This window comes from Streptomyces sp. NPDC051940 (assembly GCF_040680895.1).
GTDB lineage: Bacteria > Actinomycetota > Actinomycetes > Streptomycetales > Streptomycetaceae > Streptomyces.
On the sequence record NZ_JBFAXR010000001.1, the window covers coordinates 135,717 to 161,881 of the forward strand.

The window sequence follows — 26,165 nt, forward strand, 5'->3', positions numbered from 1 at the left end:
CGCGCTCAACCCGCCCGCGGCCCCGTGCCGTGTCTGGAGAGGATTCTACGGCCATGGGTTGCGGGCGGGACGGCGGATGACAATCGTCACTCGCCCGGCAGGCGCGCGCGGGCGCACGGCTTACTCCGCCGCACCCCGGTGCCGTCCTTCGGCGCTGGCATATGCCCAGGTCCGGAGCCCGTCCTCGCACTTATCCACAGGATGTTGCCGGAGGTTGCCGGGCGCGGGAGGGTAGAGACATGTCCGAGATCAAGCAGTTCCAGATCGACATCCCGCAGGCCGATCTCGACGACCTGCGTGAACGTCTCGCCCGGACCCGCTGGGCGGACGAGCTGCCTCCCGACCCCGCGGCGGTCCAGACCGGGCCCGTCCCGCCGGGCTGGGAGCGCGGTGTGCCCCTGTCGTACGTCAAGGACCTCGTCGAGCGGTGGCGTACCGCGTACGACTGGCGCGAGCACGAGGCCCGGCTCAACAAGCTGCCGCACTTCACGACGGAGATAGACGGCCAGACCATCCATTTCGTCCACGTCCGCTCCCCGCAGCCGGACGCCACGCCGCTGATCCTCACCCATGGCTGGCCCAACACGTTCGTGGAGTTCACCGGGCTGATCGACGAGCTGACCGACCCCGCCTCACACGGCGGCGACCCGGCGGACGCCTTCCACGTCGTCATCCCGGACATCCCCGGCTTCGGCTTCTCCGGCCCCACCCGCGAGGCCGGCTGGAACAGGCACCGCGTGGCGGCCGCCTGGGCCGAGCTGATGCGGCGCCTGGGCTACGAGCGGTACGGGGTGCACGGGAACGACGCGGGCGCGCTGATCGCCCCCGAGCAGGGCCGGCAGAACCCGGAGAGCGTGCTGGGCGTGCACGTCGACCAGCTGTTCTCCTTCCCCGACGGCACGCCGGGCGAGTTCGAGGGGCTGACCGAGCAGGAGATGGGCCTGCTGCAGTTCCTGCAGACGTTCAACTCCGAGATGTCCGCGTACGCCGAGCTGCAGGGGACCAAGCCGCAGAACCTGGCGCACGCCCTGGCGGACTCCCCCGCCGGGCAGCTCGCCTGGATCGGCCAGCTGCTGGGCACGGCGGTGGACCCGGACACGGTGCTGACGATCGCGACGATCTACTGGCTGACCAACACGGGCGCGTCGTCGGCCCGCTTCTACTACGAGGACCGGCACGCGGAGCACCCCACCGGGCCCACGACGGCCCCGACGGGCCTGGCGAGCTTCGCGTACGACTTCCGCCCGGTCCGCAAGTTCGCGGAGCGGGACCACGCGAACATCGTCTCCTGGTCGGAGTTCGACCGCGGCAGCCACTGGGCGGCCCACGACGCACCCGATCTGCTGGTGTCCGACATACGCCGGTTCTTCCGGGAACTGCGCGGTTAGGGCCTGTTCTCGGGTCTTGCCGGGTGCGCGCCGCCCTAAGCGCCGTCGCCGAGCTCCTGCGCTAGGCGGCGCAGGGGCGGGCCGTACTCCGGGTCGGCCAGGGCCGCGGCGAACTGGGCGGTGAGGTACGCCTGCGGGTTGCCCGTGTCGAACCAGCGGCCCTGGATGACCTGGCCGTAGACGGCACGGGTGCCGGCGTAGGCGTTGATGGCGTCGGTGAGGTAGATCTCGCCGGTGCGGTGCTCGTACCAGCGCTTGGTCTGCTCCCGCAGCTCGTCGACGATCCCCGGCGTGATCACGTACCCGCCGATCGCGGCGTACGCCGAGGGGGCGTCGGCGGGCTTGGGCTTCTCCACCAGACCGCTGATGCGCAGCAGCCCCTCGCCGAGGTCCTCGCGGACCACGGGCACGCCGTAGCGCTGCGAGTCGGTGGGCTCCATGGGCATCAGCGCCAGCACGGGGCAGCTGGTGGCCTCGTACGCCCGGATCAGCTGCTGGGCGCGCGGCACGTCGGCGACGAAGACGTCGTCGGGCCACAGCACGAGCATCGGCTCGTCGCCGAAGTTGCGGGCGGCGTTCAGCACGGGGGTGCCGTTGCCGTACGGCCCGTGCTGGTCGAGGTAGGTGATGTGGCCGAGCCGGGACAGCTCGCCGACCTCCTCCACGGCGTCGGCGTACGCCGTCTTGCCGTCCGCGCGCAGCTGGGCGACGAGCGCGGGGTTGGGCCGGAAGTGCTCCTGGATCAGCGACTTGCCACCGGACACCACGATGGTGATGTCGGTGATCCCGGAGGCCACGAGCTCGCGCACGGTGTGCTCGATCACGGGCTTGTCCCCGACGGGCAGCATCTCCTTGGGCGTGGCCTTGGTCAACGGCAACAACCGCGACCCAAGCCCCGCAGCGGGAATCACAGCCCGCCTGATGGTGGCGCTCATGCGGGGCACCCTACCGGCCCACCGCAACCCGCCCCTCCCGGGACGGCCCCGGTTTCTCCGTCCGGCAGCCTGAGCCAGCTGTCGCTCTGGAACTCCTCGGGGATGTCGTCTTCCCAGGGGTCGATCCCGCGCTTCTCCAGCTCGTCGAACCACCTGTCCCGCTGCGACTCCGGAAGACGCCGACCACACCACGGGCAGTACCCGATTCCGATGACCGCGGTGCCGCCGTCATGGACGATGATCCCGTACTCCTGGTACCTCGAGCTGAAGCTGATCAGCGCGTCCGGGCAGGCGAAGGCGTCATCGTGGAGGGTGCAACTCCACTCCAGCCGTCGCGCCATCGACTCGCAGCAGTGGTCGTGCACGTCCACGGTCCTCCTGAAGTCGTGCAGAGGTTTGCCCGATCCCGGCATGGTCAGGCATCACCAGGCCCATCGACAATGCGGGCATCCTCGGGCCGGTCGCGACTCGCGTTCCTGGACTCCTGCGGTCGGAGCGGATCGACACCATGACATGGATAGTTGGGAACGGGCGCGTTCGGCATGGGGGCGCCCCAGGCGGCGGCCGGAGCGGCCGGGGCCAGGCCGGGATCACCCCTGGCATGGATCGTCGTACCGGGAGCGGTTGCGACCCGCGCACAAGCACAGTGACGGAGCGCGTGGACTTCCGACTTGCCCGTTTGTCCTACAGGTGGGCCAAGAGGGCACCGGCGAGTGAGGTCCGCATGATCCTGGCTCAGGGCTATCTGGCCCTCAACCGGCTCGGCAACCCTCCCGGGGCGAGGCCGCCCGAGCTGAGCGATCCGCAGCTGCCGGAGCATCCGCGTTGATGACAGGACAGACGCCAGAGACCCCCCGGGATGATCCCGGGGGGTCTCTGAACTGTGCGCGCTCGGCAGGATTCGAACCTGCAACCTCTTGATCCGTAGTCAAGTGCTCTATCCGTTAAGCTACGAGCGCTTTACTTCCCGGCTTGTTGGCCGGTCGGCGTTGCGGGAACAACATTACATGACCTGCGGCCGGAGGCGAAATCCGATTACTGCAGCCGGTCTGACCTGCGCAAATGCCCGGATGGGGGCCTTCGGGCGGGGTGGGTCGGCGGGGGCGCGGACCGGGTTCGCGGGCGTGGGTGCGGCGGTGCGGTGTCATGGTGCTGAGCGCGAAGAAGCCCCGGCCGAGTGGCCGGGGCTTCGCGGTCTCATTGACCTGGTGGCGGAGGCGGAGGGATTTGAACCCTCGATGGGCGGTAAAGCCCAAACCGCATTAGCAGTGCGGCGCCATAGACCGGACTAGGCGACGCCTCCAGCACACCGCCTGGTGTCGCCCGGGGGCGACTCGGAGGTGTGAGCAGATGATGGCACAGCACCACGGGCTGCTGCCAATCGCCCCTACCGTACCCGGGGGAAGGGCGCCGGGGCAAAGCCCTGCGGCGGCACCACCGGGTTACACCGCGGTGGGTACCTCGGCCTACTCCACGGCGAGCGGGAGCACCTTCGCCAGCGTGCGCCACTCTGCGCGCGGAAGGTCCTTGGACGGCGTGGCCGTCACCACCTGCAGGGCCAGGTGGTCGGCGCCGGCCCGGAAGTACGACTCGGCGCGCGCGGCGATCGACTCCGGTGTGCCCAGGGCGAAGACCGCGTCGATCAGGCGGTCGCTGCCGTGGCCGGCGTAGTCGTCGTCGGTGAAGCCGAGGCGGGTGAGGTTGTCGGTGTAGTTCGGCAGGGTCAGGTAGTAGCGCAGGTACGCGCGGGCCGTGGCGCGGGCCTCGCCGAGGTCGGCGGCCAGGACCACCTTCAGCTCGGGGGCGAGCAGCGGGCCCTCGCCGAGGATCTCGCGGGCCTCGGCCACGTACTCCGGCGTCACCAGGTACGGGTGCGCGCCGGCCGCCCGGTCGCGGGCCAGCTCCAGCATCTTCGGGCCGAGGGCCGCCAGCACCCGCCCCGAGGCGGGCACGGGTACGGGGGCCTCGTCCAGCACGGTGAGGTAGTCGCGCATCGCGGAGTACGGGCGGTTGTAGGCGGAGGTCAGCGGGGCGTGGCTGACGCCCAGGCCCAGGGTGAAGCGGCCGTCGTACTCGGCGTTCACCGTGTCGTACTGGGCGGCCACCGCCGCCGCCTCGTGCTGCCAGATGCTGAGGATGCCCGTGGCCACCCGGATCCGCCGGGTGGCCTTCAGGATGCGGTCCGCGTGCTCGACGCCGGGGCTGCTGCCCAGCCAGAGCGTGCCGTAGCCGAGCTCCTCCAGCTCGGCGGCGGTCTCGAGGATCTCGCCGCGGAGGGCGGGATCGTCCTGGCGGAGGGCGCTGCTCCAGAGGCCGATACGGCCGAATCGCTCGTCGCTCATGTCGGTGCAACCTGTGGGGTGTGGTCGGTTGTTCCTTGCGCACGAGGGTAATCGTCAGACCGATACGTTCGCGTCCCTCGTGAAGCCGATGCGTTCGCGTCCCTCGTCAGGCCGATACGTTCGCGTCCCTCGTCAAGCCCATGCGTTCGCGTCCATCGTTCGGGCAGCCTTCGGTCTCTCTGCCTCCGCCTGGGGAAGGCGCCCGCCGTACCGGGCATAGCATCGGATATGGGGGGAACGGGCGCCGGTGCCGGCGGCCGTCCGACGGTCCTGTACCACCCCGAGGAGGCGCATCATGGCGTCCGACCGCCGCAAGGCCCGCGACTCCGGTTCGAGTGTCTGGCTCAGCGGCCCGCCCGCCCGGCACGCGAGCGGCGGGCAGCCGCACGGGCTGGGGCTGGACAAGATCGTGGAGGCCACGGTCCGGCTGCTGGACGCTGAGGGGCTGGCGAAGGTCTCCATGCGGCGGCTCGCCGGCGAGCTCGGGGTTACGGCGATGTCCGTGTACTGGTACGTCGACACCAAGGACGAGCTGCTCGAACTGGCCCTGGACCACGTCCACGAGGAGATCCGGCTGCCCGCGGACGACGTCGACTGGCGCGAGCGGCTGCGGCAGCTGGCGCGCGAGCACCGGCGGATGCTCGTCACCCATCCGTGGGTGTCGCCGCTGGCCGGTGAGTACCTCAACATCGGTCCGCGGGCGCTGGCGTTCGCGGAGTGCGCGCAGGAGGCGATCCGGGACTCCGGGCTGCCGGCGCGGTCGTGGCTGGGGGCGTTGTCGCTGCTGTTCCAGTTCTCGTACGGGTTCGGGACGGTCGAGGGGCGCTGGCGCGAGCGGTGCCGTTCGCTGGGGGTGAGCGAGGACGAGCTCCACGGCGAGGTGATGGCCCGGCTCGCGGGCCGCTCGGAGTACGCGGTGTCGCTCGCGACCGTCCAGGCGCGGGGGGAGGGCGCGGTCGGGGTGCTGCGGGAGCGGGATTTCGAGTTCGCGCTCGACTGCGCGATTGCGGGGATCACGGAAATGGGCAGGTCGGGGACGGGGAGTGTGGGAGGTCGGTAGGCCCCCCGGCGATCACCGCACCACGATCCGGACCACGTCCTTGCTCGCCAGCCGCCCATCCCTGAGGCACAGCCGGTACGCCGGATCCAGCGAGAACGTCCGGGTCCGGTAGAAGCGGCACTCGTCCGCCCCCCGCGGGTCGGGGGGCGCGCCCGTGGGGCGTTCGTTGTCGTCCGCCTCGTAGCGGGGGAGGCGGTCCTCGAACGACGAGAGGGGCTGCCCGACGCGCAGATCGGCGTACACCGACTCCGGCAGCACCGAGCGGTACGACGTGTACGTGTTGAAGCCGAACATCAGCAGCAGCAGCGCCACCGCCGCCGCGAGGGGCACCCAGATCGCGTCGAGCATGCTCCGCCGTACCCGGCGCCGCGCCCGCGCCAGCTCCTGCTGGGAGCGCCGGGGGCCGGGCGGTGCCACCGCCGCGCCCGCCGTGAGGGGCAGGCGGGCGGTGACCGTGAAGCCTTCGCCGGGCACCGGGTGGGCGGCGAGGCGGCCGCCCGCCAGCCGTACCCGTTCGTCGAGGCCGACCAGCCCGTAGCCGGAGCCGGCCGCCGACGGCAGCGGGCCAGCGGGTGGTGCGGCGTTGACGACGGTCACCAGCGCCTCGTCCGCCGTCTCGTCCCGGGACAGGGTCACCGTGACGGCGGCGCCCGGCGCGTACTTCGTGGCGTTCGTCAGGGCCTCCTGCACCACCCGGTACACCGCGCGGTCCGCCATCGGCGGCAGCCGCTCCCCCGATGAGCCGGCCGGTCCCCCGAAGGATCCGGCCAGCGAGACCTCCATCCCCGAGGCCGCGGCCCGTCTGACGAGGTCCGCCACCGTGTCGCCCGACGGCAGGACGGGCGCCGCGGCCCCGTCCTCGCGCAGGACGCCGATGATCTCGCGCAGCCGTTCCGTGGCCGCAGCGGCGGACTCCCGCAGCTCCCCCGCCGAGTCCCGGGCCCCGCCCGACAGCCCCGGGTCCACCTGCAGGGCCGCGGCCCGCAGCGCGATGAGGCTCAGCTCGTGGCCGAGCGAGTCGTGCATGTCCCCGGCGATACGCGAGCGCTCCAGCAGCCGTACCCGGTCGCCGATCAGGTCCTGCTCGCGCTCCAGCCGCTCGGCCAGCTCCCAGCCCGTACGGACCAGCTCGTCGTGCTGGCGTACGTAGCGCCCCGCCAGCCACGGCAGCACGATCGTCATCAGCACCGTGGCGACGACCGTGAACCACGTCGCCAGGCCCAGTCCCGGCACCGCGAGGGACAGCACCAGCCCCGCCAGGCAGACCGCCCCGGCGAACACCAGCCCCGGCCGCATCCCGGCGGTGCGCCGCCCCATCAGGAACGCCAGCACCAGCTGGGCGAGGAGGTAGTTGTTGGTGAACAGCTCCGGCGTCGCCGCCAGCCCCAGCCCCGCCGGCACCGCCGCCGCCCCCACCGGATGCCGCCGGGCTGCCGCCACGGCCAGCGCGAGCAGCGGCACCGCGGCGAGCTGCACCCACCGCATCGGCAGGCCGGCCGCCTGCGCGGCCCCCGGCAGCCCGTCGGAGGTGAACACCGGCGCGGTGATCACCATCCACAGCAGCACGTCCGCCGCGACGGGCGACCTGGCCCAGGCCGGCCGGTCCCGCCAGGTCATCGCGTACGTCCGTGCCACCGCATGACGATCACGCTACGCCGCCCGCACCGCCGGGACACCTGACGAAAGTCAGTACCTTCCGATGACGATCGTCCGCAGCCCGCGCCGCCCCCGGATTCCTACGTTCGGGACCATGAACGACGCCATCCTCCAGGCCGTCGAGGGCATCGTCACGACCCCCTGGGTCTACCTCGCGCTCTTCGGCATCGCCGCGCATGGGGGCACCCCCTGCTCGAGCGGAGCCGAGAGCTTGGGGGAGGGTTCTTCCCGGTCGTGCCGAGCGAGACCCTCGTGATCACCCTGGGGGTCTTCGCCGCCTCGACCGGCGATTCGCAGCTCGCCCTGGTCGTCCCAGTCGCCGCCCTCGGCGCGCTGACCGGCGACCACATCTCGTACGCCATCGGCCGCCGGGCCGGGCCGAGGGTCTTCCGCCGGCTGAGGCCCGGCAGCCGGACGCACCGGGCGTACGAGCGGATCGGCCGGCTGCTCGACGACCGCGGCGGGCTCGTGCTCGTCGTGGCGCGCTACATCCCGGGCGGGCGCACCGCCGCCACGCTCACCACCGGTGCGACGGGCTTCCCCCGCCGCACCTTCACGGCGTACGCGACGGTCGCCGCCGCCACCTGGGCCGGCTACTCGGCGGGCCTCGGCTACCTCGGCGGCGCCGCCTTCGAACACGAGCCGCTCAAGGGCGTCGCCCTGGGCCTGGGCCTCGCCTTCTCGATCACCGTCGGGCACGAGGTCGTCGTACGCCATGTCCGCCGCCGCAAGCACACCCCCGAGGGAGCCCGATGATCACCCTGACCGCCCTGACCAAGCGCTACGGCGACCAGACCGCCGTGGACGGCCTCACCCTGGAGCTCCGCCCCGGCACCGTCACCGGCTTCCTCGGCCCCAACGGCGCCGGCAAGTCCACCACGATGCGCATGATCCTGGGTTTGGACACCCCCACCTCCGGCACGGCCCTCGTCGACGGCCGCCCGTACGCCGAACTCCGCCACCCCCTGCGCACGATCGGCGCCCTGCTCGACGCCCGGGCCGTCCACCCGGCGCGCACCGGACGCGACCATCTGCGGGCGATGGCGCTGAGCCAGGGCATCCCGTACGCCCGGGTGGAGGAGGTCCTCGCGATCACCGGGATGACCCAGGCGGCGGGGCGGCGCGCCGGGACGTACTCCCTGGGCATGAGCCAGCGGCTGGGCATCGCGGGCGCGCTGCTGGGCGATCCGCGGGTGCTGATGCTGGACGAGCCGGTCAACGGCCTCGACCCGGACGGCGTGCGGTGGATCCGCACGCTGCTGCGGGACCTAGCCGCGGAGGGGCGGACGGTCTTCGTCTCGTCCCATCTGATGAGCGAGATGGAGCGCACCGCCGACCGGCTGATCGTGCTGGGCAGGGGCCGGCTCATCGCCGACGAACCGATGGAGCACCTGGTCACGGGCGCCGGTGTCCGGGTCCGCGGCCCCCGGCTGCAGCCGCTCGCCGACGTCCTGCTGGACGCCCGCTGGACCGGCCCCGACGAGCTGACGGTGACCGGCCCGACCCCGGAGCAGGTCGGGTCCCTGGCGTACGACCTGGGGCTGCCGCTGTACGAACTGCGGCCGGTGGAGTCCTCGCTGGAGGAGTCGTACATGCAACTGACCGCCCACAGCGTCGAGTACGGAGCCGAAGCATGAGCCTGACCCACACCGTCGCCTCCGAGTGGCTGAAGCTCCGCTCGGTCCGCTCCACCTGGTGGTTCGCCGGCGGCGCCGTGCTGACCATGCTGGTCATCGCCCCGATGAGCGCGCTGACCGCCGCCAACAACGCGGAGGGGCTGGGCACCGAACCCGGGTCGATCGCCGCGTACTCGATGGCCGTGGCGGCCACGGCGTACGGCACGCAGTTCGTGCTGGGGGCGCTCGGCATGCTGTCCGTGACGAGCGAGTTCGCCACCCGCGGCATCGGCGTGACGCTCGCGTGCACCCCGTCGCGGGAGCGGCTGCTGGCGGCCAAGGCGGCCGTGGTGGCGGCGGCCGGGTTCGCCGTAGGACTGCCGGTCGGGGCGCTCGGGGTGGCGACCAGCGCGCCGATGCTGGAGGAGTACGGGCACTTCGAGGCGGCGCCGACGGCCGGGGCGGTGCTGGCCATGGGGGTGCACACGGCGCTGGTGGCCGTCCTGGCCCTGGGCCTGGGCACGGTGATCCGGCGGTCGGCGGGGACGGTGGCGGTGCTGTTCGGGCTGCTGATGGTGCTGCCGTCGGTGCTGCTGATGCTCGCCGACTCGCTGGAGGCCGAATTTCTCGCCACCGCCGCCGACTTCACCCCTACGGCGGCCGGCGAGCGCTTCATGACGGGCGACGTGCTGTACGTACTGGTCCTGCTGGCCTGGGCGGCCGGCGGACTCGCGGCGGGCGTACGGGCCCTGAGGTCCCGCGACGCCTGAGCGCGACGCCGCGGCGGATCACTCCTCGGGCACCAGCCCCGCCTCGTACGCCAGCACGGCCGCCTGGACGCGGTTCCTCAGCTCCAGGCGGCCGAGCACGGCGCTCACGTACGCCTTGACCGTCCCCTCGACGAGGAACAGCCGTTCCCCGATCTCCGCGTTGGACAGCCCCGCCCCCACCAGCGCGAGGACGTCGCGCTCGCGCGGCGTGAGCTGCGCGAGGCGCTCCCTGGCCGCGGTCTGCCGGCTCAGCCGGCCGCCGCTCATCTGCTGGATCACCCGGTGCGCGACCTTCGGCGAGAGGTACGACGCCCCGCCGTGCACCGCCCGGACGGCGGCCATCAGCTCGTACGGATCACCGGACTTGAGCAGGAAACCGCTCGCACCGCCGTCGAGGGCGCCGGTGATGTACTCGTCCTCGGAGAACGTCGTCAGCATCACCACGGCCGTCTGCGGCACGGCCCGCCGGATCTCCGCCGCCGCGCCGAGCCCGTCCAGGCCGGGCATGCGGATGTCGAGCAGGGCGACGTCCGGCCGGTGGGCGCGGGCGAGTTCGAGCGCCTCGCGCCCGTCGCCCGCCTCGGCGACCACCTCGATGTCCGGCGCGGTGGCGAGGATGGCCCGCACCCCCGCCCGCACCATGGCCTCGTCGTCCGCGAGCAGCACCTTGATCACGCCTTCGACCGTACTCCTCGGTCGGGCCGAAGGCGTGATCCGGTGGACGTCCGCCGGTGGCGGTCCGGCGGACGTCATCGGCAGCGCGTCATCCCGCCTGGCCCACCGGGGTCTTCTGGTCGGCCGTCTGCTGCAGCGCGCTGCGCGTGCCGAGGGCGACCTCCTTGATGAACACCACCAGCACCAGCGCCAGCAGCGCGGCCGGCGCCGAGTACAGGAACACGTCGCCGACACCGTGCCCGTACGCGCTCTCCACCACGATCCGCACCGGATGCGGCAGCGTGTCCAGGTCCGGGATGGCGGACGAACCGCCGCTCGGCCGCGCGCCGATCCGGAGCATGCCGTCGCGCACGTAGTCCGCGATGTGGTTGCTCAGCAGCGCGCCCAGCATCGACACACCCACCGCGCCGCCCAGCGAGCGGAAGAACGCGACGACGGAGCTCGCGGCGCCGAGGTCCTGCGGGGCGACCTGGTTCTGCGTGGCGAGGACGAGGTTCTGCATCATCATGCCGACGCCGAGGCCGACGGTCGCCATGGAGACGGCGAGATGCCAGTACGGGGTGTCGTACCGCATGGTGCCGAGCAGCCCGAGCCCGCCGGTGAGCAGCACGCCGCCGACGACCAGCCACGCCTTCCAGCGGCCGGTGCGGGTGATGACCTGCCCGGAGACGGTGGAGGAGATGAACAGGCCGGCGATCATCGGGATGGTCAGCACGCCGGACATGGTCGGCGACTCGCCGCGCGCCAGCTGGAAGTACTGACTGAGGAAGACGGTGACGCCGAACATCGCGATACCGACGAAGAGGCTCGCGGCGGACGCCAGCGAGATGGTGCGGTTGCGGAACAGCCGCAGCGGGATGATCGGCTCCGCGGCACGGGACTCCACGTACAGGAAGAGCAGCGCGAGCACGACGGCCCCGCCGACCATGGCGCCCGTCTGCCAGGACAGCCAGTCGTACGAGTCGCCCGCGAGCGTCACCCAGATCAGCAGCAGCGACACGGCGCCGCTCATCAGCACGGCGCCGAACCAGTCGATGCGGACGTTCTCGCGCCGGACCACCGGCAGCTTCAGGGTCTTCTGCAGCACGATCAGGGCGATCACGGCGAAGGGCACGCCGACGTAGAAGCACCAGCGCCAGCCCAGCCACTCGGTGTCGGTGATGACACCGCCGAGCAGCGGGCCGCCGACGGTGGCGACGGCGAAGGTGGCGCCGAGGTAGCCGCTGTAGCGGCCGCGCTCGCGCGGGGAGATCATCGCGGCGAGGATCACCTGGGACAGGGCGGTGAGACCGCCCACGCCTATGCCCTGCACGACGCGGCAGGTGATCAGCATCGCGGTGTTCTGGCTGAGGCCGGCGATCACGGAGCCGGTGACGTAGACCACGAGCGCGAGCTGGACCAGCAGCTTCTTGCTGGTGAGGTCGGCGAGCTTGCCCCACAGCGGGGTGGTCGCGGTCATCGCCAGCAGGGAGGCGGTGACCACCCAGGTGTACGAGCTCTGCGTGCCGTGCAGATCGGCGATGATCTCGGGCAGGGCGTTGGTGACGATCGTGGACGACAGGATCGCGACGAACATGCCGAGCAGGAGGCCGGAGAGCGCCTCCATGATCTGACGGTGGGTCATGGGGGAGGAGTTTGTTTGTTGCACTAAGCAACGATATCCGTTTTGGTTGCCTTTGGCAACCACTGGCCTGGCCAGCCACCACACCCGTTCGCTAGGGTGCGGGCCCATGGCTCACAATCCCCATGGTCAGACTCCGGACCCGAACTACGACCCGGCCGGCAACACGCAGATGTTCCGCGCCTTCGTCGACGAGGGTGCCCCGCAGCGCCCGGCGGCGGGCGGCGGCGGGCGGGTGCAGGGCGGCACCACCAGCAGCAGTGGCGGCTCGCGCGTCGGGCTGATCGTCGGCGTGATCGTCGTACTCGCGGTGCTGGCGGGCGCGGCCTGGTTCGCGCTCTCCTGAAGCGTTCTGGGCGTGACGCCTGAGGCCTGACGCGGCTCAGCCCTTCCACACGACGTCGGCGTCCCGGGTCTCCACCCGCATGCCGAGCGGCACCCGCCAGGAGTCGACGCAGACGGTCCAGGTCTTCGACACCGTCGCCCCGCCGGCGATCGGCGCGGGCAGCGCGTGTGCGGATTCGACGGTCGCCCAGTCGACGCCCAGCGCGCCGATGATGTGGGTGCCGAAGGTGACGGTGCCCTCGATGACCGGTGCTCCGCCGGAGTTGGTGAAGGTCATCGTGACCTGCTCGCACCAGCGTTCCTCGGTGTCGGCGAGCTTCGGTGCGGTCCAGGTGAGTTCGGCGGGCGCGGTCGCGGCAGAGGCGCTGGGGGCCGGGGTGCCCGAGGCTTCCGGGGCCGAGGGTTCGCCGCCGCCCGGCCCTTCCCCGGCGTCATCCTCCCCGGACTCCCGGGCCTCGGGGCTGCGCGCGGCCGGGGTCTCCAGCGGCACCATCCGCACCGGGTCGGTGGGGCGTACGGCCCCGCCCACACCCGTCTCCGGCGGCGTACCGGCGCCGACGGCCGCGTAACCGGGGCTGTCGGACGCACTGCAGCCGGCCAGCAGCATTCCGCCCAGCAGGACGCATACGGCCGCCGCACGACGGACCGCCGCCGAGCGGGGATGCGCTCCGCGGCGGTCAGGTCGTATACCAGCCATGCGGGCCACTGTACTGACGGACCGTCAGCAATGACCAGGGGTCCGATGCCCCGCCCTGGCTCAGTCCGAGATCAGCCCCTCCCGCAGCTGCGCCAGCGTGCGGGTGAGCAGTCGCGACACGTGCATCTGCGAGATGCCGACCGCCTCGCCGATCTGGGACTGCGTCATGTTGGCGAAGAACCGGAGCATGATGATCTGCCGCTCCCGCGCCGGCAGGCGCGCCAGCAGCGGCTTCAGCGACTCGCGGTACTCCACGCCCTCCAGCGCGGTGTCCTCGTACCCCAGACGGTCCGCGAGGGAGCCCTCGCCGCCGTCGTCCTCCGGGGACGGCGAGTCCAGCGAGCTGGCCGTGTACGCGTTGCCGACCGCCAGGCCGTCGACCACGTCCTCGTCCGACACCCCGAGATAGCGGGCGAGTTCGGGCACGGTCGGCGAGCGGTCGAGCTTCTGGGAGAGCTCGTCGGACGCCTTGGTCAGGGCCAGCCGCAGCTCCTGCAGCCGGCGCGGCACGCGCACCGACCAGCTGGTGTCACGGAAGTACCGCTTGATCTCGCCGATGACCGTCGGCATCGCGAAGGTTGGGAACTCTGTGCCCCGGCCGCAGTCGAAGCGGTCGATCGCCTTGATCAGGCCGATGGTGCCGACCTGGACGATGTCCTCCATCGGCTCGTTGCGGCTGCGGAAGCGCGCCGCCGCGTACCGGACCAGCGGGAGGTTGAGTTCGATGAGGGTGTCGCGGACATAGCCGCGCTCCGGGCTGTCCTTGTCGAGCTCGGCGAGCCGCAGGAACAGGGAGCGCGAGAGCGTGCGGGTGTCGATGGCGTCGGTCCGCCCGGAGGCGGAGACGGCCGGGAGGTCTTGGGGACCCAGCACCGGCGCCGTCGTCTCGACATCGGTGAGCACCTTGGAGCTGCCCAGTTCTACGGACATGCCACCCCCTTGAGGTCGCGGTCGGTTCGCAGCCGGCCGATGCGGGCGGGCAACCGCCCCATCAGTCCAGCCTCATCCTGAATACCGGAGGCTGGGTCGCGGCAAACACGGTTCCAGCAGAATGTCACAAGTCGGCAACACGCTGTAGCGCCAAGTCGACATATCTGCGCAGCTGGAGAGGCCCCCCGGTCCGGACGGGTCCACCCGTCTCCACCCGTCCCGGTTACAGCTCGATCTTGTTTGCGGATCGCAGTCGCGCAAAGCTCCGGGACAGCAAACGGGACACGTGCATCTGGGAAACGCCCAGTTCGGCGCTGATCTGGGACTGCGTGAGGTTGCTGTAGTAACGCAGCACCAGGATGCGCTGCTCGCGCTCCGGCAGCTGCACCAGCAGATGCCGTACGAGGTCCCGGTGCTCCACGCTCGCGAGGTTCGGATCCTCGTAGCCGAGGCGATCGAGCAGACCGGGTGAACTCTCGCCCTCCTGTGCGGCTTCGAGCGAGGCGGCGTGGTACGCCCGCCCCGCCTCCCGGCACGCGAGCACCTCCTCCTCCGGTACGCCGAGACGCTCGGCGATCTCCGCGGAGGTGGGGTTGCGGCCGTGCTGGGTGGTGAGGTCCTCGGTGGCGCCGTTCACCTGCACCCACAGCTCGTGCAGCCGGCGCGGCACGTGGACGGTGCGGACGTTGTCGCGGAAGTAGCGCTTGATCTCGCCGACCACGGTGGGCATGGCGAAGGTGGGGAACTGCACGCCCCGGCCGGGATCGAAGCGGTCGATGGCGTTGATCAGGCCGATGGTGCCGACCTGGACCACGTCCTCCATCGGCTCGTTGCGGCTGCGGAAGCGGGCCGCCGCGTACCGGACCATCGGGAGGTTGGCCTCGATCAGCGCGGCGCGCACCCGGCTGTGCTCGGGGGTGCCCGGCTCCAGCAGGCCCAGCTCCTGGAAGAGGACCTGGGTCAGCGCCCGGGTGTCCGTGGGCCGCTGCCTCGAACCGGCTGGATCCGGCGTACGGGGCCCGGGGGCGGGCGGCGCGGCGCTGGTCGACACGGACCGGACCACCCCTTCTTCTAGCCTCGGCCCGGGTATCACGGCATGACCGTGCGACCTCTCGGGCAAAACGGGAAAAGCGGTCATAGCATCACAAGAGATGTGCACTGTGTGCAAGCACCGTAAATCACCGTGTTGACGGCTAGTTGAGGGCGCGTTCGGCGTGCATGCCGCGCGCCGGTCGTCAAGGCTGGGCTGACCGGGTGTGTCTGATACGGGGCCGGGACCGGCTGCCGCCGGACGCTCCGGGCGGGGTCAGTTGACCAGCTCCGACATGAAGTCGCCGATGCCCTCCGCGGCGTCCGCGACACCCTCGAAGCCCATGCCGACCAGCTCCGCCGAGCGTTGGGGCGAGGTGATAATGGTGTACACGACAAACACCACCAGTATGTATGTCGCTACCTTCTTCACGTCCATGGCGTGCTCCCCATCCTCCCCGGCGGCCTTACAGCACCGTCCCCGCGCCGCGAGTGAGTCTAACGACTGACCTGGAATTTATGGACCAAAGTCCCCTCGGCACAGGCCTTTCGTAGCCCCACAAACGGCCGAGCGGGGGCCACCATGGATACGTGCCCACCGGGTCTGGCAGGAACTCCGGCGGGCCGGGACGGCCTCCCCTGCGTGGCCGGCGCGCGCCGCACTTCCCCCCGAGTGGCGCGTGAGGGCCTGGAAGGCCGTCCCCATCGGGGGGAGCGGCTTGTCCCCCCGATGCCGCTCCCCCCGGCCCTGCCCTCCCCGCCCTCCGGCTCCGTCTCAGGGCTATTCGCCTGCGCCTCAAATTCGAACAGCAGTATCATTGGGCGCGTGGTCGAACCAACGCAGGACCCTCAGCCCACGGAGGCGGAACTCGCCCGCGTACGAGCCGACTTGGCCGCGCTGTGGCGCACCCTCCCCTGGTCCACCGACCCCTCACCCGGCCGTACGGACGACATCGGCTGGCTCCGCGCCGAGCTGGTCGCCAGCCCCGCCTGGACGACGGAGCAGCAGGCGGAGATGGAGCGCCTGCGCGCCCGCGAGCGCGAGCTGGTGCTGCGGCTCGGGAAGGCCGCCTGAGCCCCTCCCAGCGCCCCCTCAGCCCGCGGGCGGCACCGCCCGCGGCCCGTACGCCCCCGGGGTCAGCGGCACCGGGCAGGCGTCCTCGGCGGTGCGGGCCAGCGCCCGGACCAGCTCCGTCTCGTGCGCCGTACGCCACACCAGCGCCCAGTGGGAGTGCTCCGCCCCGCGCAGCGGGATGAAGTCGATGTCCGCCCTCGGATAGTGCCGCGTCGCGGGCGCGAAGACCGGGGTGGCGCACAGCCCCGCGGCCACCGCGGCGAACGCCTCCTGGATGGTCCCCGCCCGCGGGCCGAACCTGATCGGACGTCCGGACGGCGTCCGCTCCGGGCGCAGGGTGCGCAGCCAGTAGTCGGGTACGGAATACGTCGGCTGCATCAGCACGCAGTCGCCCAGATCCTCCAGCTCCACGTACTCCCGGCCGGCGAAGAGGTGGTCCACCGCGACGGCGAGGGCGACCGGTTCGACGAGCACCTCCGGGCCCACGGTGAGATCCGGCTCGCGCACCGGCAGCCACGTCACCTGGACATCGACGTCGCCGGCCCGCAGGGGCCCGAACGGGTCGGAGAAGTGCGCCTCGCGGAAGCTCAGCTCACAGCCCGGGTGGCGGGCCCGGAACAGCGCCGTGACCTGCGCGATGTCATGGGCGATGGGGCCCATGATGCCCAGCCGCAGCGCCCCGGTCGCACCGCGGGCGGCGTCGGCGGCGGTCTGCAGGGCGTCCGTGATCTGCCGGTAGCCGGCGCCCAGGTCCGCGTACAGGCGGGTGCCGATGGGGGTGAGGGCGACACGGCGGCTGGTGCGTTCGAACAGGGCCGCGCCGATCTGCCGCTCCTGCTTCGCGATCGCCTGGCTGACCCGCGCCTGGGAGACGTGCAGCCGCTCCGCCGTGCGGCCGAAGTGCAGTTCCTCGGCGAGGGTCAGGAAGATCTCGATGTCCCGCAGCTCCATTGCCGTAACCCCTCGACCCGACTGATAACCAGGCGGTTATTCAACCATCCGCGATTCGCCCTTGATCCAGCCCTGATCTGCGGAAATGGTAGAGATCATGAGCGCACCGGCCGAGATCTCCGCATCCGAAGCCAAGGCTGAGGCCTGGCACGGCGTGATCACAGCCTCCCTGCTTCACGATCTGCCGCAGGTGCCGCCGCCCTCCGTGGGCGAGATCCGCGGCCGGCTCGCTCATCCGGGTCTGGACAGCGTGCTGCGCTGCTGGCAGGCCAGGGGGGCGGACGGGGAGGTGGCAGCCGTCGCGGGGGTGCGGCTGTTCACCTCTCCCGGCATGGAGGACGTGGCGGAGCTGGCGCTGCACGTACGTCCCGCGGACCGGGACCGGGGGCTCGGCGGGGCGCTGCTGGCGGCCGCGGCCGGGGCGTGCCGGGACGGGGGGCGGCGGACGCTGCTGTGCGCCGTACCGGCGGGGACCGCGGCGGAGGCGTTCTTCCTGCGGCACGGCTTCAAGCAGGTGCTGACCGTACGCCATCTGGTGCTCGCCATGGACGGGGTGCACCGGGCGTGGCTGGAGGAGCTGGTGGGCGCCGGCCGGGACGGCTACGAGCTGGTCCGCTGGCGGGGGACGGTCCCCGACCGGCACGCCGCCGCCCTCGCGCGGGCCAAGGCCGCGATGGCCGACATGCCGCTGGGCGAGCTGGACCTGGGCACCCAGGGCTGGAGCGCCGCGCGGGTACGGGAGATGGCCGAGGTGATCGCCCGGCGCGGCGACGTACTGCTCACGGCCGCCGCCGTACACGGGGCGGAGATCGCCGGGTACACGGAGGTCGTGATCCCCGGGGGGTCGCAGCCGCGCGCCCGGCAGTACGACACGGCGGTCGTGCCGGCGCACCGCGGCCACGGCCTCGGGGTGTGGGTCAAGGCGGAGATGCTGCGCTGGCTGCACGACGCCTATCCGGGCGTACGCGAGGTCGAGGCGGACAACGCCGAGCAGAACGGCCCGATGCTGGCGGTCAACGAGCAGCTGGGGCTGCGGCACGAACGGGACACGCACGAGTACCAGCTGCGGCTGTGAGCGTCGCGGCGGGGGGCTGCCGGGGGGAGAGCTCGCGGGGGTGAGGACCTCACGGGGGTGAGGAGCTCACGGGGGGTGAGAAGACGGCCCGGGTGTGGGGACGCCCGGGTGACAGAGGCGCCGGCCGGCGCGTGGGGGTGCCGGCCGGCGCTTCGCTTTTCCCGCCGCTCTCAGAGGGTGGTGACGTCCAGCTCCCCCTCGGCGTACTGCGCGCGCAGGGTCTTCTTGTCGAACTTCCCCACGCTCGTCTTCGGCACCGCCTCGATCACCGTCCACCGCTCCGGCAGCTGCCACCTGGCGATCCGCTCGCCGAGGAAGGACCGCAGCTCCTCGAACCCGGGCGCCGCGCCCTCGACCGTCACCACGGCCGCCAGCGGGCGCTCGCCCCACTTCTCGTCCGGTACGGCGATCACCGCGGCCTCCGCGACCTGCGGGTGGGCCATCAGCGCGTTCTCCAGCTCCACCGAGGAGATCCACTCGCCGCCGGACTTGATCACGTCCTTGGCCCGGTCGGTGAGCGTCAGATAGCCGTCCGGCGTGATCGTGCCGACGTCGCCCGTACGCAGCCAGCCGTCCTCGCTGAACTTGTCCTCGGGGCGGAACGCCTCGCCCTGCGCGCCGCCGTAGTACGCGCCCGCGATCCACGGCCCGCGCACCTCCAGCTCACCGGCCGACTCCCCGTCCCACGGCTGGAACGTGCCGTCCGGGCCGGCCAGCCGCGCCTCGACGGAGGCGGGGAAGCGGCCCTGGGTGATCCGGTAGCCCATCTCCTCCTCGGCGGACAGGCCCGCCGGCGGATGCGAGACACAGCCCAGCGGCGAGGTCTCCGTCATGCCCCAGGCGTGCACCAGGCGGATGCCGTGGCGCTCCTCGAAGGCGGCCATCAGGGCGGGCGGACAGGCCGAACCGCCGATGATCACGCGGGAGAGGGAGGAGGCGTCGCGCGGCCGGGCGTCGAGCTCGGCGAGCAGGCCCTGCCAGATGGTGGGGACGGCGCCGCTGATCGTCGGCCGGATCCGCTCGATCATCTCGGCCAGCGGGGCCGGCTGCAGGAAGCGGTCGGGCATCAGCAGCGAGGTGCCCGCCATGAACGCGGCGTGCGGCAGCCCCCAGGCGTTGACGTGGAACATCGGCACCACGGGCAGCGCGATGTCGGCGGCCGTCAGGGCGAAGGACTCGGACGAGTTCACCTGCATGCAGTGCAGATAGACGGAGCGGTGGCTGTACAGCACGCCCTTGGGGTCGCCGGTGGTGCCGGAGGTGTAGCACAGAGCGGCGGCTTCGCGTTCGTCGATCTGCGGCCAGTCGTAGCTCTCCGGGCGGCCGGCGATCAGCTCCTCGTAGTCGTGGACCTGGACCGCCGCGCCCTCGAGCGGCGTACGGTTGCCGGGGCCGGCGACGACGACGTGCTCGACGGACTTCAGATGCGGCAGCAGCGGCGCGAGCAGCGGGATCAGGGTGCCGTTGGCGATGACCACGCGGTCGGCGGCGTGGCCCACGATCCACGCGAGCTGGGCCGGGGGCAGCCGGAGGTTGAGGGTGTGCAGCACGGCGCCCATGGACGGGATCGCCATGTACGCCTCGAGGTGCTCGGCGTTGTTCCACATCAGCGTGCCGACCGGCTCCTCCGGCTGGACGCCCAGCTCGTCGCGGAGCGCGTGCGCGAGCTGGGCGGAACGGGCGCCCACCTCGGCGTAGCTACGGATGTGCGGCTCGCCCTCCCCGGTCCAGGTGATCACACGGGAGCGGCCGTGGACGGTCGATCCGTGGGTCAGTATCCGCGAGACGGTCAGGGGTACGTCCTGCATCGTGCTCAGCACGGGGGCCTCCCTGGGGCGAGGTCGGGCGTCAGGTCGAGCGCGAGGGTTCACCGGGCGGTTACGCACCGGTAATCGATGGCGCTGATTCTGCTGACCTGCGGAAGGCTTGTCACTACCCCTCGGCCCACCCGGCGGCAGATGCTTGGCGTGCGCACAGGGGGAGCGGGGCATTCACACAGGGCGGCGCACGCCGTGCCCCTCCTCGCGGGCCGCGTCAGCCGCCGCGTCAGCCATCCCGGTAAGCCGCCCGCGTCAGCCACCCCCGTCAGCCGCCCGCGAAGACCGCCACCGGCGCGCGGACCACGTTGCGGTCGATCGTCAGCGTCACGCCGCCGTGCGACTCGCGGACATCCCCGGCGTACTGGTGCAGCCGGTGGCGCCACGCCTCGGCCCGCAGCGCGGGTTCGGCGGCGAGCGCCGGCGGTGTGCCCCAGCGCGCGAACCACATCACCGTCGGCAGGTCCGTCACACCGGCCAGGCGGGCGCGCTCCATGGCGGCGACGCCGGAGCCGGAGCTGGAGTAGAAGCCCGGGATGTAGCCGTGACTGCGCACCTCGCGGTTCCAGGCCCGTACGAAGGACAGCGTGGCCCGGGCGCAGGCGCGGTCGCCGATGTCGTACGCCTCGACGTCCAGGTAGAGCGGTGAGTGCGTGGCGATGCCCAGCGCCGCCGCACGGTCCACGGCGTCGCGTCCCTCGCGCCTGCCCAGGGCCCGCGGCTCGGAGCCGATGCGGTGGTGGGGGGTGGCGATGCAGGGGGCCTGGGAGCCGACGTACAGGGGCAGGTGGTGCCAGCCCATCCGGGCGGTGTCGCGGATCCACCCCCGGGTGAGGTTCGGCTGCGTCTTGCAGGCGCGGTTCACGCCGCCGACGTAGATGCCGACCGCCCGGTACGGGGAGCTCTGCGCCCAGGCGCGCATGGCGCCGCGGGAGGGGGCTTCGCAGGTGTCGAAGGCCTTGCCGTCGAAGATCCGGGCCGAGGCGGCGCGGGGGCCCTCGTGCGCGCTGGCCGCTGCCGCCGTGACGCCGATCAGGGCGAGGGCGGTGAGGAGCGCGGGGGCGATTTTTCCGATGAACTGCCTTTCATCACGCATGGGGGCAGTCAACGGTCCGCCTCCGGCGCGTCCGCGGAGGCGCGCGGGGCGGTCCCCCGGATGGCCCGCGGGTCGGTCCGGTCGCTCGGCGCGGGGCGCTGCGCGGCGTGCCCTTGGCCTGGGCCCTTACGCGGCCGTCACCAGCTCCTCCAGCGCCGCGTCCTCGCGGAGCTTGGCCAGGGCGCGGGAGACGGCGCTCTTCACCGTGCCCACCGAGACCCCGAGGACCTCGGCGGTCTGCACCTCGGTGAGGTCCTCGTAATAGCGCAGCACCACCATCGCCCGCTGCCGCGCCGGCAGCTTCAGCACCGCCCGCCACATCGCGTCGTGCGTCGCCTGCCGCTCGGCGGGGTCCACGACCGGCAGGGGATCGGGCTCGGGCAGCTCGTCGCCGGCCGCGAACTCGTCCACCCGGCGCCGGCGCCACTCCGAGGTGCGGGTGTTGAGCAGCGCGCGCCGGACGTAGCCGTCCACGGCACGTGGGTCCTCGATCCGGTCCCAGGCGAGATACGTCTTGGTGAGGGCGGTCTGCAGCAGGTCCTCGGCGTCCGCCGGGTTGGCCGTCAGGGAGCGCGCGGTGCGCAGCAGCACGGGGCCCCGCTCGGCCACGTACGAGGTGAACGTCGGCTGGGCGGGTTCGGCGGTGCTGGCCCTGCGCATGGTGGTGACGGTCATGAACACCACGCTAGGAGCGGACCGGGGGCGGCGGATCGGCCGGAGGTCGTGATACGACGTCCCCCTCAGGGACTAGACCACCGGTCCACTACACCTTCTGGAGTCGGAGCAGCGGATGAGGGATCCCCTCAGGGCGTGCCCTGGAGGGCTATCTCCTCCCCCGCCGGAGATCCTTCCGCGGCTCCTTCCGTGGCTCCTTCCGCAGCTCCTCCCAGACGGGCGCCCGCGCGGCCCGCACGATGGCGACCGGGGCGTCCACGGCGTTGCGGTCGACGGTCAGTTCGACGCCGCCGTACTTCTCGGTGACCTCCCCCGCGTACTGATGGATCCGGCGGTGCGGCCACCACGCCCGGCGGGCGAGGACCGGTTCGGCCTCGAGCGCCGGCCCCCGGTCGTGCCAGCGCGCGAACCACACGACCTCCGGCAGCCCCGACACCCCGTCGCGCCGCGCCTGTTCGATCATCGCCACGCCCGACTCGGCGCTGCTGTACATCCCCGGGAGCCAGCCGCGCTCACGCACGGCGGCGCTCCAGGCCCGTACGAAGTCGAGCGTCCGCCGGCCGCACACGCCGTCGACCGGCGCGAAGCTCTCGATGTCCAGATAGAGCGCGCTGCCCTCACGCATCCCCAGCCGCTGGGCGCGCAGCACCGCGTCCTCCCCCTCGCGCGCCCCGGTCTGCACGGGGTCGCCCGTGAGCCGGTAGCGCCGCTTGTACGGCGCCTGGACGCACGGCGACTGGGTGCCGACGTAGACCGGCAGGACGCGCCAGCCCATCGCGTGCACCTGACGCAGCCAGCCGGCGGTGAGATGCGGCTGGCGGGGGCAGCCCCGGCCGCGGCCGCCGTACGGGGATGCCCGCCACGCGCGCATGGTGGACAGCGGCGGGGTGAGACAGGTGTCGAAGGCCAGGCCCTGGTGGACGTGGGCGCCCTGGGCGCGGGGGTCGGCGAGGGCGGGGGCCCCAGACGGGAGCGGTGGGGCGGGCGCCGCTCCGGTGAGGAGGGTGACGATGACCGCGATCAGGGCGGGCAGGCATCTTCGGGCGAGCGGAGCAGGTCGCGGCATGGTGCAGAGTCAAGGCAGGCCGCATCCCGGCGCCCGCTACGACACGCCGTCCGCGGACAGGACCAACCCGGACGTCGGAACGCCCGTACCCGCTGTGACCAGCACCTGCGCGGCGCCCTCGACCTGGTTCACGGCGGTGCCGCGGAGCTGGCGGACGGCTTCGGCGATGCCGTTCATGCCGTGCAGGTACGCCTCGCCGAGCTGGCCGCCGTGGGTGTTGAGGGGCAGCGCGTCGGCCCGTACGAAGTCCGCCGCCTCGCCGGGCGCGCAGAACCCGAACTCCTCCAGCTGCATCAGCACGTACGGCGTGAAGTGGTCGTAGAGGACCGCCACATCGATGTCGCGGGGCGTCAGGCCACTGGTCCGCCATAGCTGACCTGCGACGACGCCCATCTCGGGGAGAGTTGTCAGACCCTCGCGATAGAAAGAGGTCATCTGCTCCTGGGCGCGCCCGGCGCCCTGGGCCGCGGCCGTGACGACGGCGGGGGGACGGCGCAGCTGCCGGGCGCGCTCGGGGGTGGTGACGACGAGGGCCTGGGCGCCGTCGGTCTCCTGGCAGCAGTCCAGGAGGCGCAGGGGTTCGACGATCCAGCGGGAGGAGGCGTGATCGTGCGGAGTGATGGGGCGGTTGTAGAAGTACGCGGCGGGGTTGGTCGCCGCATAGCGTCGTGCGGTCACGGCGACGGGGGCGAAGTCGTCGGGGGTGAGCCCGTGGACGTGGAGATAGCGCTGGGCCGCCATCGCCACCCATGAGGCGGGCGTGAGCAGGCCGTAGGGCAGGCCCCAGCCGAGCGCCACGCCCTCGGCGGAGGGTTCGCGGTGGGTGACGCCGGAGCCGAAGCGGCGGCCGCTGCGTTCGTTGAAGGCGCGGTAGCAGACGACGGTGTCGGCGAGCCCGTTCGCGACGGCCAGGGCCGCCTGCTGGACGGTCGCGCAGGCGGCGCCGCCGCCGTAGTGGACCCGGGAGAAGTAGCTGAGTTCGCCGATGCCGGCGGCCTGGGCGACGGTGATCTCCGGGTTGGTGTCCATGGTGAACGTGACCATGCCGTCGACGTCCCCCGGGGTGAGCCCGGCGTCGTCGAGGGCCGCGTGCACGGCCTCGACGGCCAGCTTCAGCTCGCTGCGCCCGGAGTCCTTGGAGAACTCGGTGGCGCCGATCCCGGCGATGGCGGCCCGCCCGCCGAGGGAGTCGGGGCGGCGGAGGGTCATGGGCGGGGCTCCTGGGGGGTCGCTTCGGGGGGCGCTGCGGGGTTCGCTTCGGGGGTGAGGTGGGCGGTCACCTCGGCGGTGACGTGGGTGCCGAGGGAGTTGGTGCCGGTGATGTGGAGTGTTCGGAGGGGGGTGGTCGTGGGGGCGTGGGGCAGGGTGCCGGGTGGGTCCTGGGTGACGGTGCCGGTCAGGGTCAGGTCGTCGTCCGGGTGGGCGGGTACGCCGAGCCGGATGCGGACCGAGCGCAGGAGGGCGCGGGGGCCGAGGCGTTCCTTGACGTAGCGGCCGACGAGGCCGGTGGTGGTGAGGATGTTCAGGAAGATGTCCGGGGAGCCGCGGTCCCGGGCGGCTTCGGGATCGTGGTGAACGTCCTGGTAGTCCCGGGTGGCGAGGGCGCCGGAGATGATCAGGGTGCGGGTGACGGGGAGGGAGAGCGGTTCGAGGACTCCTGGGGGGAGGGGGGGAGGGACCCCCGGGCCGGCGTTTTCGCTCCGCCGCCGCCCGGGCTCCGGTGCGTCGCGCGGCTCCCCTGCGCCGGCAGCCCCCGCTTCTCCCTCTGCCCCTGCATCGGACCCCGCCTCCGCGGTTTCCGCCCGGAACACGGGCAGCACCAACCCCCGCTCCACCTCCGCGAACTCCAGCCGTACCGGCATCCCAATGCGTACGGCGTCGTACGGCACACCGACCACGCTGCTGATCACCCGCACGCCCTCCGCGAGCTCCACCAGCGCCACCGCGTACGGACCCCCCGTACCGCCCGCGGCGAACGCCGGGAACGACGGATGGTGCATCACGACGTACGAATAGACCGTCCCCGTCCCCTGGGCCCGTACCGTGTCCCACTCCGCTGACCCGCAGCCGTTGCACCCGGGCAGCCACGGGAAGCGGAGGCGGCCGCAGGCCGTGCAGCGCTGGATGAGCAGCTCGTGCCGGGTGACGCCCTCCCAGTAGCCGGCGTTGTCCCGGTTGACCACGGGCCGGGGGCGGGTGGCCGCCGGCCGCCGCCCCGTGGCGGCCCCCTTCGGCGCGTACTTGAAGACGCGTAGCCGGTGGACACCGGCCGGCTCGCCGTCCACCTGGATCTCCATGCGCGTGGTGAGGAAGTACCCGGTGCCGAGCCGGGTGTTCTTCCGGGGCGAGACCGACTCGATCACCGAGTCGAAGGTGACGCTGTCCCCCGGCCGCAGCGCCCGCACGTACTCCTGCTCGCAGTCGGTCGCCACGACGGACGTGAAGCCCTCGTCCTCGGCCAGCCGCAGCAGCTCCTCCCAGGGCGCCGACCGGCTGGTGTTGCCCCGCAGTCCGCCCATCGTCCACACCTGGAGCATGGTCTCCGGCGCGCTCCCGTCGGCCGGCAGCGGATGACCGAGGGCCTCGCACCAGTGCCGGATCATGGGCGCGTTGACGGGGTCGGGGCCGACGCCGGCCACGGTGGCGGGCAGGCCCTCGAACGCCTTCAGCCGCTCGTACAGCTTGTCGTACTCCTGGTCCTGGCTCATCGAAATCTGACTGTCCGTCAGATGCGGTCAACTGTCAATGCCCCGCGACCGGCACGCCCGGGGCGAACGCGGCGCGGCCGCGCCCCCCGAGGGGGACGCGGCCGCACTGAGCGCACAAGACCCGAAGAGTGAGCTCCGGCTCCCGGCCTACCAGAGGTAGCCGAAGGAGACGGTCGTGTCGCTCTGGTCGACCGAGTTGCCCCAGCCCTGGATGTTCGCGGAGTTGCTCTCATTGGAGCCGCCGCCCTGGGCCACCTGCTGCGACTGCGAGCTGTTGCCGCTGTTGTTGCCGCCGACGCCGCCGAACTGGCCGACGTTGGCCGCGTTGGAGAACTCGTCGGCGAAGGAGCCGTTGTCCGCCTGGGCAACACCGGTGAACATCGCGGCTGCGAGGGGGATCGAGGCTACGGCGGCGATGACACGGGCGGTGCGGATGCTTGCCATGGTAATTCCTTCCCAAGGACGGAAGTCGGTGCTGGTCCGGGGCCGGTGGCCGACCGTTCCCCGGTGCTGTGGACGACGTCGCGGACACATCCCTGCCCCTGGATCCGAGTCTTATCGGCCCAGACGACTCGAATCCCCCGCAAGCGTGAGCGAAACCCGGTAAACCCAGCGGGTCCTCACCACTTCCGGTCATC

General features: G+C 72.3%; 24 protein-coding genes, 2 tRNA genes and 1 pseudogene. 8 read left to right on the forward strand and 19 right to left on the reverse strand.

What is annotated here, in order from left to right:
- The first annotated feature begins 239 nt into the window (after positions 1-239).
- Positions 240-1,388 carry an epoxide hydrolase family protein gene (locus tag AB0M28_RS00680; protein ID WP_365395390.1) on the forward strand — a complete coding sequence of 383 codons (1,149 nt, stop codon included), beginning with the start codon at positions 240-242 and terminating at the stop codon, positions 1,386-1,388.
- Positions 1,389-1,423: 35 nt separating this feature from the next.
- On the opposite strand, the gene AB0M28_RS00685 is transcribed toward AB0M28_RS00680, so the two are convergent.
- The 5 genes from AB0M28_RS00685 to AB0M28_RS00705 all read right to left on the reverse strand — a co-directional run bounded on the left by AB0M28_RS00685 (position 1,424) and on the right by AB0M28_RS00705 (position 4,665).
- Positions 1,424-2,323, reverse strand: coding sequence for a UTP--glucose-1-phosphate uridylyltransferase (locus AB0M28_RS00685; RefSeq protein ID WP_365395393.1), 900 nt, complete (start codon positions 2,321-2,323; stop codon positions 1,424-1,426).
- Positions 2,320-2,694, reverse strand: a complete 375-nt coding sequence (locus AB0M28_RS00690) for a hypothetical protein (RefSeq protein WP_365395396.1) — start codon at positions 2,692-2,694, stop codon at positions 2,320-2,322. Before AB0M28_RS00690 ends, AB0M28_RS00685 begins: the two co-directional genes overlap by 4 nt.
- A gap of 515 nt (positions 2,695-3,209) precedes the next feature.
- Positions 3,210-3,282: transfer RNA gene (locus AB0M28_RS00695), tRNA-Arg, on the reverse strand.
- A 250-nt stretch (positions 3,283-3,532) separates the two neighbouring features.
- A tRNA-Ser gene (locus tag AB0M28_RS00700) sits at positions 3,533-3,626 on the reverse strand.
- A 163-nt stretch (positions 3,627-3,789) separates the two neighbouring features.
- Positions 3,790-4,665: an LLM class F420-dependent oxidoreductase gene (locus tag AB0M28_RS00705; protein WP_365395399.1), complete on the reverse strand. Its 876-nt coding sequence runs from the start codon at positions 4,663-4,665 to the stop codon at positions 3,790-3,792.
- A gap of 295 nt (positions 4,666-4,960) precedes the next feature.
- On the opposite strand from AB0M28_RS00705, the gene AB0M28_RS00710 reads away from it, so the two are divergent.
- Positions 4,961-5,725 (forward strand): TetR/AcrR family transcriptional regulator, encoded by a 765-nt coding sequence (locus tag AB0M28_RS00710; protein ID WP_365395402.1) that lies wholly within the window; start codon positions 4,961-4,963, stop codon positions 5,723-5,725.
- A 12-nt stretch (positions 5,726-5,737) separates the two neighbouring features.
- Here the strand turns inward: AB0M28_RS00710 and AB0M28_RS00715 are convergent, their stop codons facing one another.
- Complete coding sequence (locus tag AB0M28_RS00715) at positions 5,738-7,360, reverse strand: histidine kinase (RefSeq protein ID WP_365395405.1); 1,623 nt, start codon at positions 7,358-7,360, stop codon at positions 5,738-5,740.
- A gap of 255 nt (positions 7,361-7,615) precedes the next feature.
- Here AB0M28_RS00715 and AB0M28_RS00720 point away from each other — a divergent pair, with 255 nt between their 5' ends.
- From AB0M28_RS00720 to AB0M28_RS00730, 3 genes are read left to right on the forward strand one after another with little or no spacing between them, the layout of a single operon-like run.
- Complete coding sequence (locus AB0M28_RS00720; protein ID WP_365395408.1) at positions 7,616-8,137, forward strand: VTT domain-containing protein; 522 nt, start codon at positions 7,616-7,618, stop codon at positions 8,135-8,137.
- Positions 8,134-9,018, forward strand: a complete 885-nt coding sequence (locus AB0M28_RS00725) for an ABC transporter ATP-binding protein (protein ID WP_365395411.1) — start codon at positions 8,134-8,136, stop codon at positions 9,016-9,018. Before AB0M28_RS00720 ends, AB0M28_RS00725 begins: the two co-directional genes overlap by 4 nt.
- Positions 9,015-9,767, forward strand: coding sequence for an ABC transporter permease (locus AB0M28_RS00730; protein WP_365395414.1), 753 nt, complete (start codon positions 9,015-9,017; stop codon positions 9,765-9,767). The genes AB0M28_RS00725 and AB0M28_RS00730 overlap by 4 nt, the downstream gene beginning before the upstream one ends.
- Before the next feature lie 18 nt (positions 9,768-9,785).
- Here the strand turns inward: AB0M28_RS00730 and AB0M28_RS00735 are convergent, their stop codons facing one another.
- Both AB0M28_RS00735 and AB0M28_RS00740 read right to left on the reverse strand, forming a co-directional pair.
- Entirely contained in the window at positions 9,786-10,442 is a 657-nt protein-coding gene (locus AB0M28_RS00735; protein WP_365395417.1) for a response regulator transcription factor, read from the reverse strand.
- Positions 10,443-10,530: 88 nt separating this feature from the next.
- Positions 10,531-12,066 carry an MDR family MFS transporter gene (locus AB0M28_RS00740; RefSeq protein ID WP_365395420.1) on the reverse strand — a complete coding sequence of 512 codons (1,536 nt, stop codon included), beginning with the start codon at positions 12,064-12,066 and terminating at the stop codon, positions 10,531-10,533.
- A 106-nt stretch (positions 12,067-12,172) separates the two neighbouring features.
- On the opposite strand from AB0M28_RS00740, the gene AB0M28_RS00745 reads away from it, so the two are divergent.
- Positions 12,173-12,409: a hypothetical protein gene (locus tag AB0M28_RS00745; protein ID WP_365395423.1), complete on the forward strand. Its 237-nt coding sequence runs from the start codon at positions 12,173-12,175 to the stop codon at positions 12,407-12,409.
- A 36-nt stretch (positions 12,410-12,445) separates the two neighbouring features.
- Here the strand turns inward: AB0M28_RS00745 and AB0M28_RS00750 are convergent, their stop codons facing one another.
- The 3 genes from AB0M28_RS00750 to AB0M28_RS00760 form a co-directional block, all read right to left on the reverse strand.
- A complete protein-coding gene (locus tag AB0M28_RS00750; protein WP_365395426.1) occupies positions 12,446-13,105 on the reverse strand; it encodes a hypothetical protein in 660 nt (219 codons plus the stop codon).
- A gap of 60 nt (positions 13,106-13,165) precedes the next feature.
- Entirely contained in the window at positions 13,166-14,035 is an 870-nt protein-coding gene (locus AB0M28_RS00755) for an RNA polymerase sigma factor SigF (protein WP_365395428.1), read from the reverse strand.
- 223 nt (positions 14,036-14,258) lie between these two features.
- The gene (locus tag AB0M28_RS00760; RefSeq protein ID WP_365395431.1) at positions 14,259-15,173 is read right to left on the reverse strand and encodes an RNA polymerase sigma factor SigF; all 915 of its coding nucleotides are present in this window, start codon (positions 15,171-15,173) and stop codon (positions 14,259-14,261) included.
- A 717-nt stretch (positions 15,174-15,890) separates the two neighbouring features.
- Between AB0M28_RS00760 and AB0M28_RS00765 the strand changes: the two genes are divergently transcribed.
- The gene (locus tag AB0M28_RS00765) at positions 15,891-16,139 is read left to right on the forward strand and encodes a hypothetical protein (RefSeq protein WP_365395434.1); all 249 of its coding nucleotides are present in this window, start codon (positions 15,891-15,893) and stop codon (positions 16,137-16,139) included.
- A gap of 18 nt (positions 16,140-16,157) precedes the next feature.
- Here the strand turns inward: AB0M28_RS00765 and AB0M28_RS00770 are convergent, their stop codons facing one another.
- Positions 16,158-17,090, reverse strand: a complete 933-nt coding sequence (locus AB0M28_RS00770; RefSeq protein ID WP_365395436.1) for a LysR family transcriptional regulator — start codon at positions 17,088-17,090, stop codon at positions 16,158-16,160.
- Positions 17,091-17,187: 97 nt separating this feature from the next.
- Here AB0M28_RS00770 and AB0M28_RS00775 point away from each other — a divergent pair, with 97 nt between their 5' ends.
- On the forward strand, positions 17,188-18,165 hold the full coding sequence (locus AB0M28_RS00775) for a GNAT family N-acetyltransferase (protein ID WP_365395439.1): 978 nt from the start codon (positions 17,188-17,190) through the stop codon (positions 18,163-18,165).
- 170 nt (positions 18,166-18,335) lie between these two features.
- Here the strand turns inward: AB0M28_RS00775 and AB0M28_RS00780 are convergent, their stop codons facing one another.
- From AB0M28_RS00780 to AB0M28_RS00810, 7 genes and pseudogenes are all read right to left on the reverse strand, one after another.
- Positions 18,336-19,985, reverse strand: coding sequence for a long-chain fatty acid--CoA ligase (locus AB0M28_RS00780; protein ID WP_365395442.1), 1,650 nt, complete (start codon positions 19,983-19,985; stop codon positions 18,336-18,338).
- A 265-nt stretch (positions 19,986-20,250) separates the two neighbouring features.
- Positions 20,251-21,078, reverse strand: a complete 828-nt coding sequence (locus tag AB0M28_RS00785; RefSeq protein WP_365395445.1) for a DUF1906 domain-containing protein — start codon at positions 21,076-21,078, stop codon at positions 20,251-20,253.
- Positions 21,079-21,204: 126 nt separating this feature from the next.
- Positions 21,205-21,753: a SigE family RNA polymerase sigma factor gene (locus AB0M28_RS00790; protein ID WP_365395448.1), complete on the reverse strand. Its 549-nt coding sequence runs from the start codon at positions 21,751-21,753 to the stop codon at positions 21,205-21,207.
- A 148-nt stretch (positions 21,754-21,901) separates the two neighbouring features.
- Entirely contained in the window at positions 21,902-22,819 is a 918-nt protein-coding gene (locus AB0M28_RS00795) for a DUF1906 domain-containing protein (RefSeq protein ID WP_365395451.1), read from the reverse strand.
- A 36-nt stretch (positions 22,820-22,855) separates the two neighbouring features.
- On the reverse strand, positions 22,856-24,028 hold the full coding sequence (locus AB0M28_RS00800) for a lipid-transfer protein (protein WP_365395454.1): 1,173 nt from the start codon (positions 24,026-24,028) through the stop codon (positions 22,856-22,858).
- A 590-nt stretch (positions 24,029-24,618) separates the two neighbouring features.
- A pseudogene (locus tag AB0M28_RS00805) lies at positions 24,619-25,527 on the reverse strand (OB-fold domain-containing protein); the annotation flags it as partial.
- Between the two features lie 147 nt (positions 25,528-25,674).
- On the reverse strand, positions 25,675-25,971 hold the full coding sequence (locus AB0M28_RS00810) for a hypothetical protein (RefSeq protein ID WP_365395456.1): 297 nt from the start codon (positions 25,969-25,971) through the stop codon (positions 25,675-25,677).
- Between the last annotated feature and the right edge of the window lie 194 nt (positions 25,972-26,165).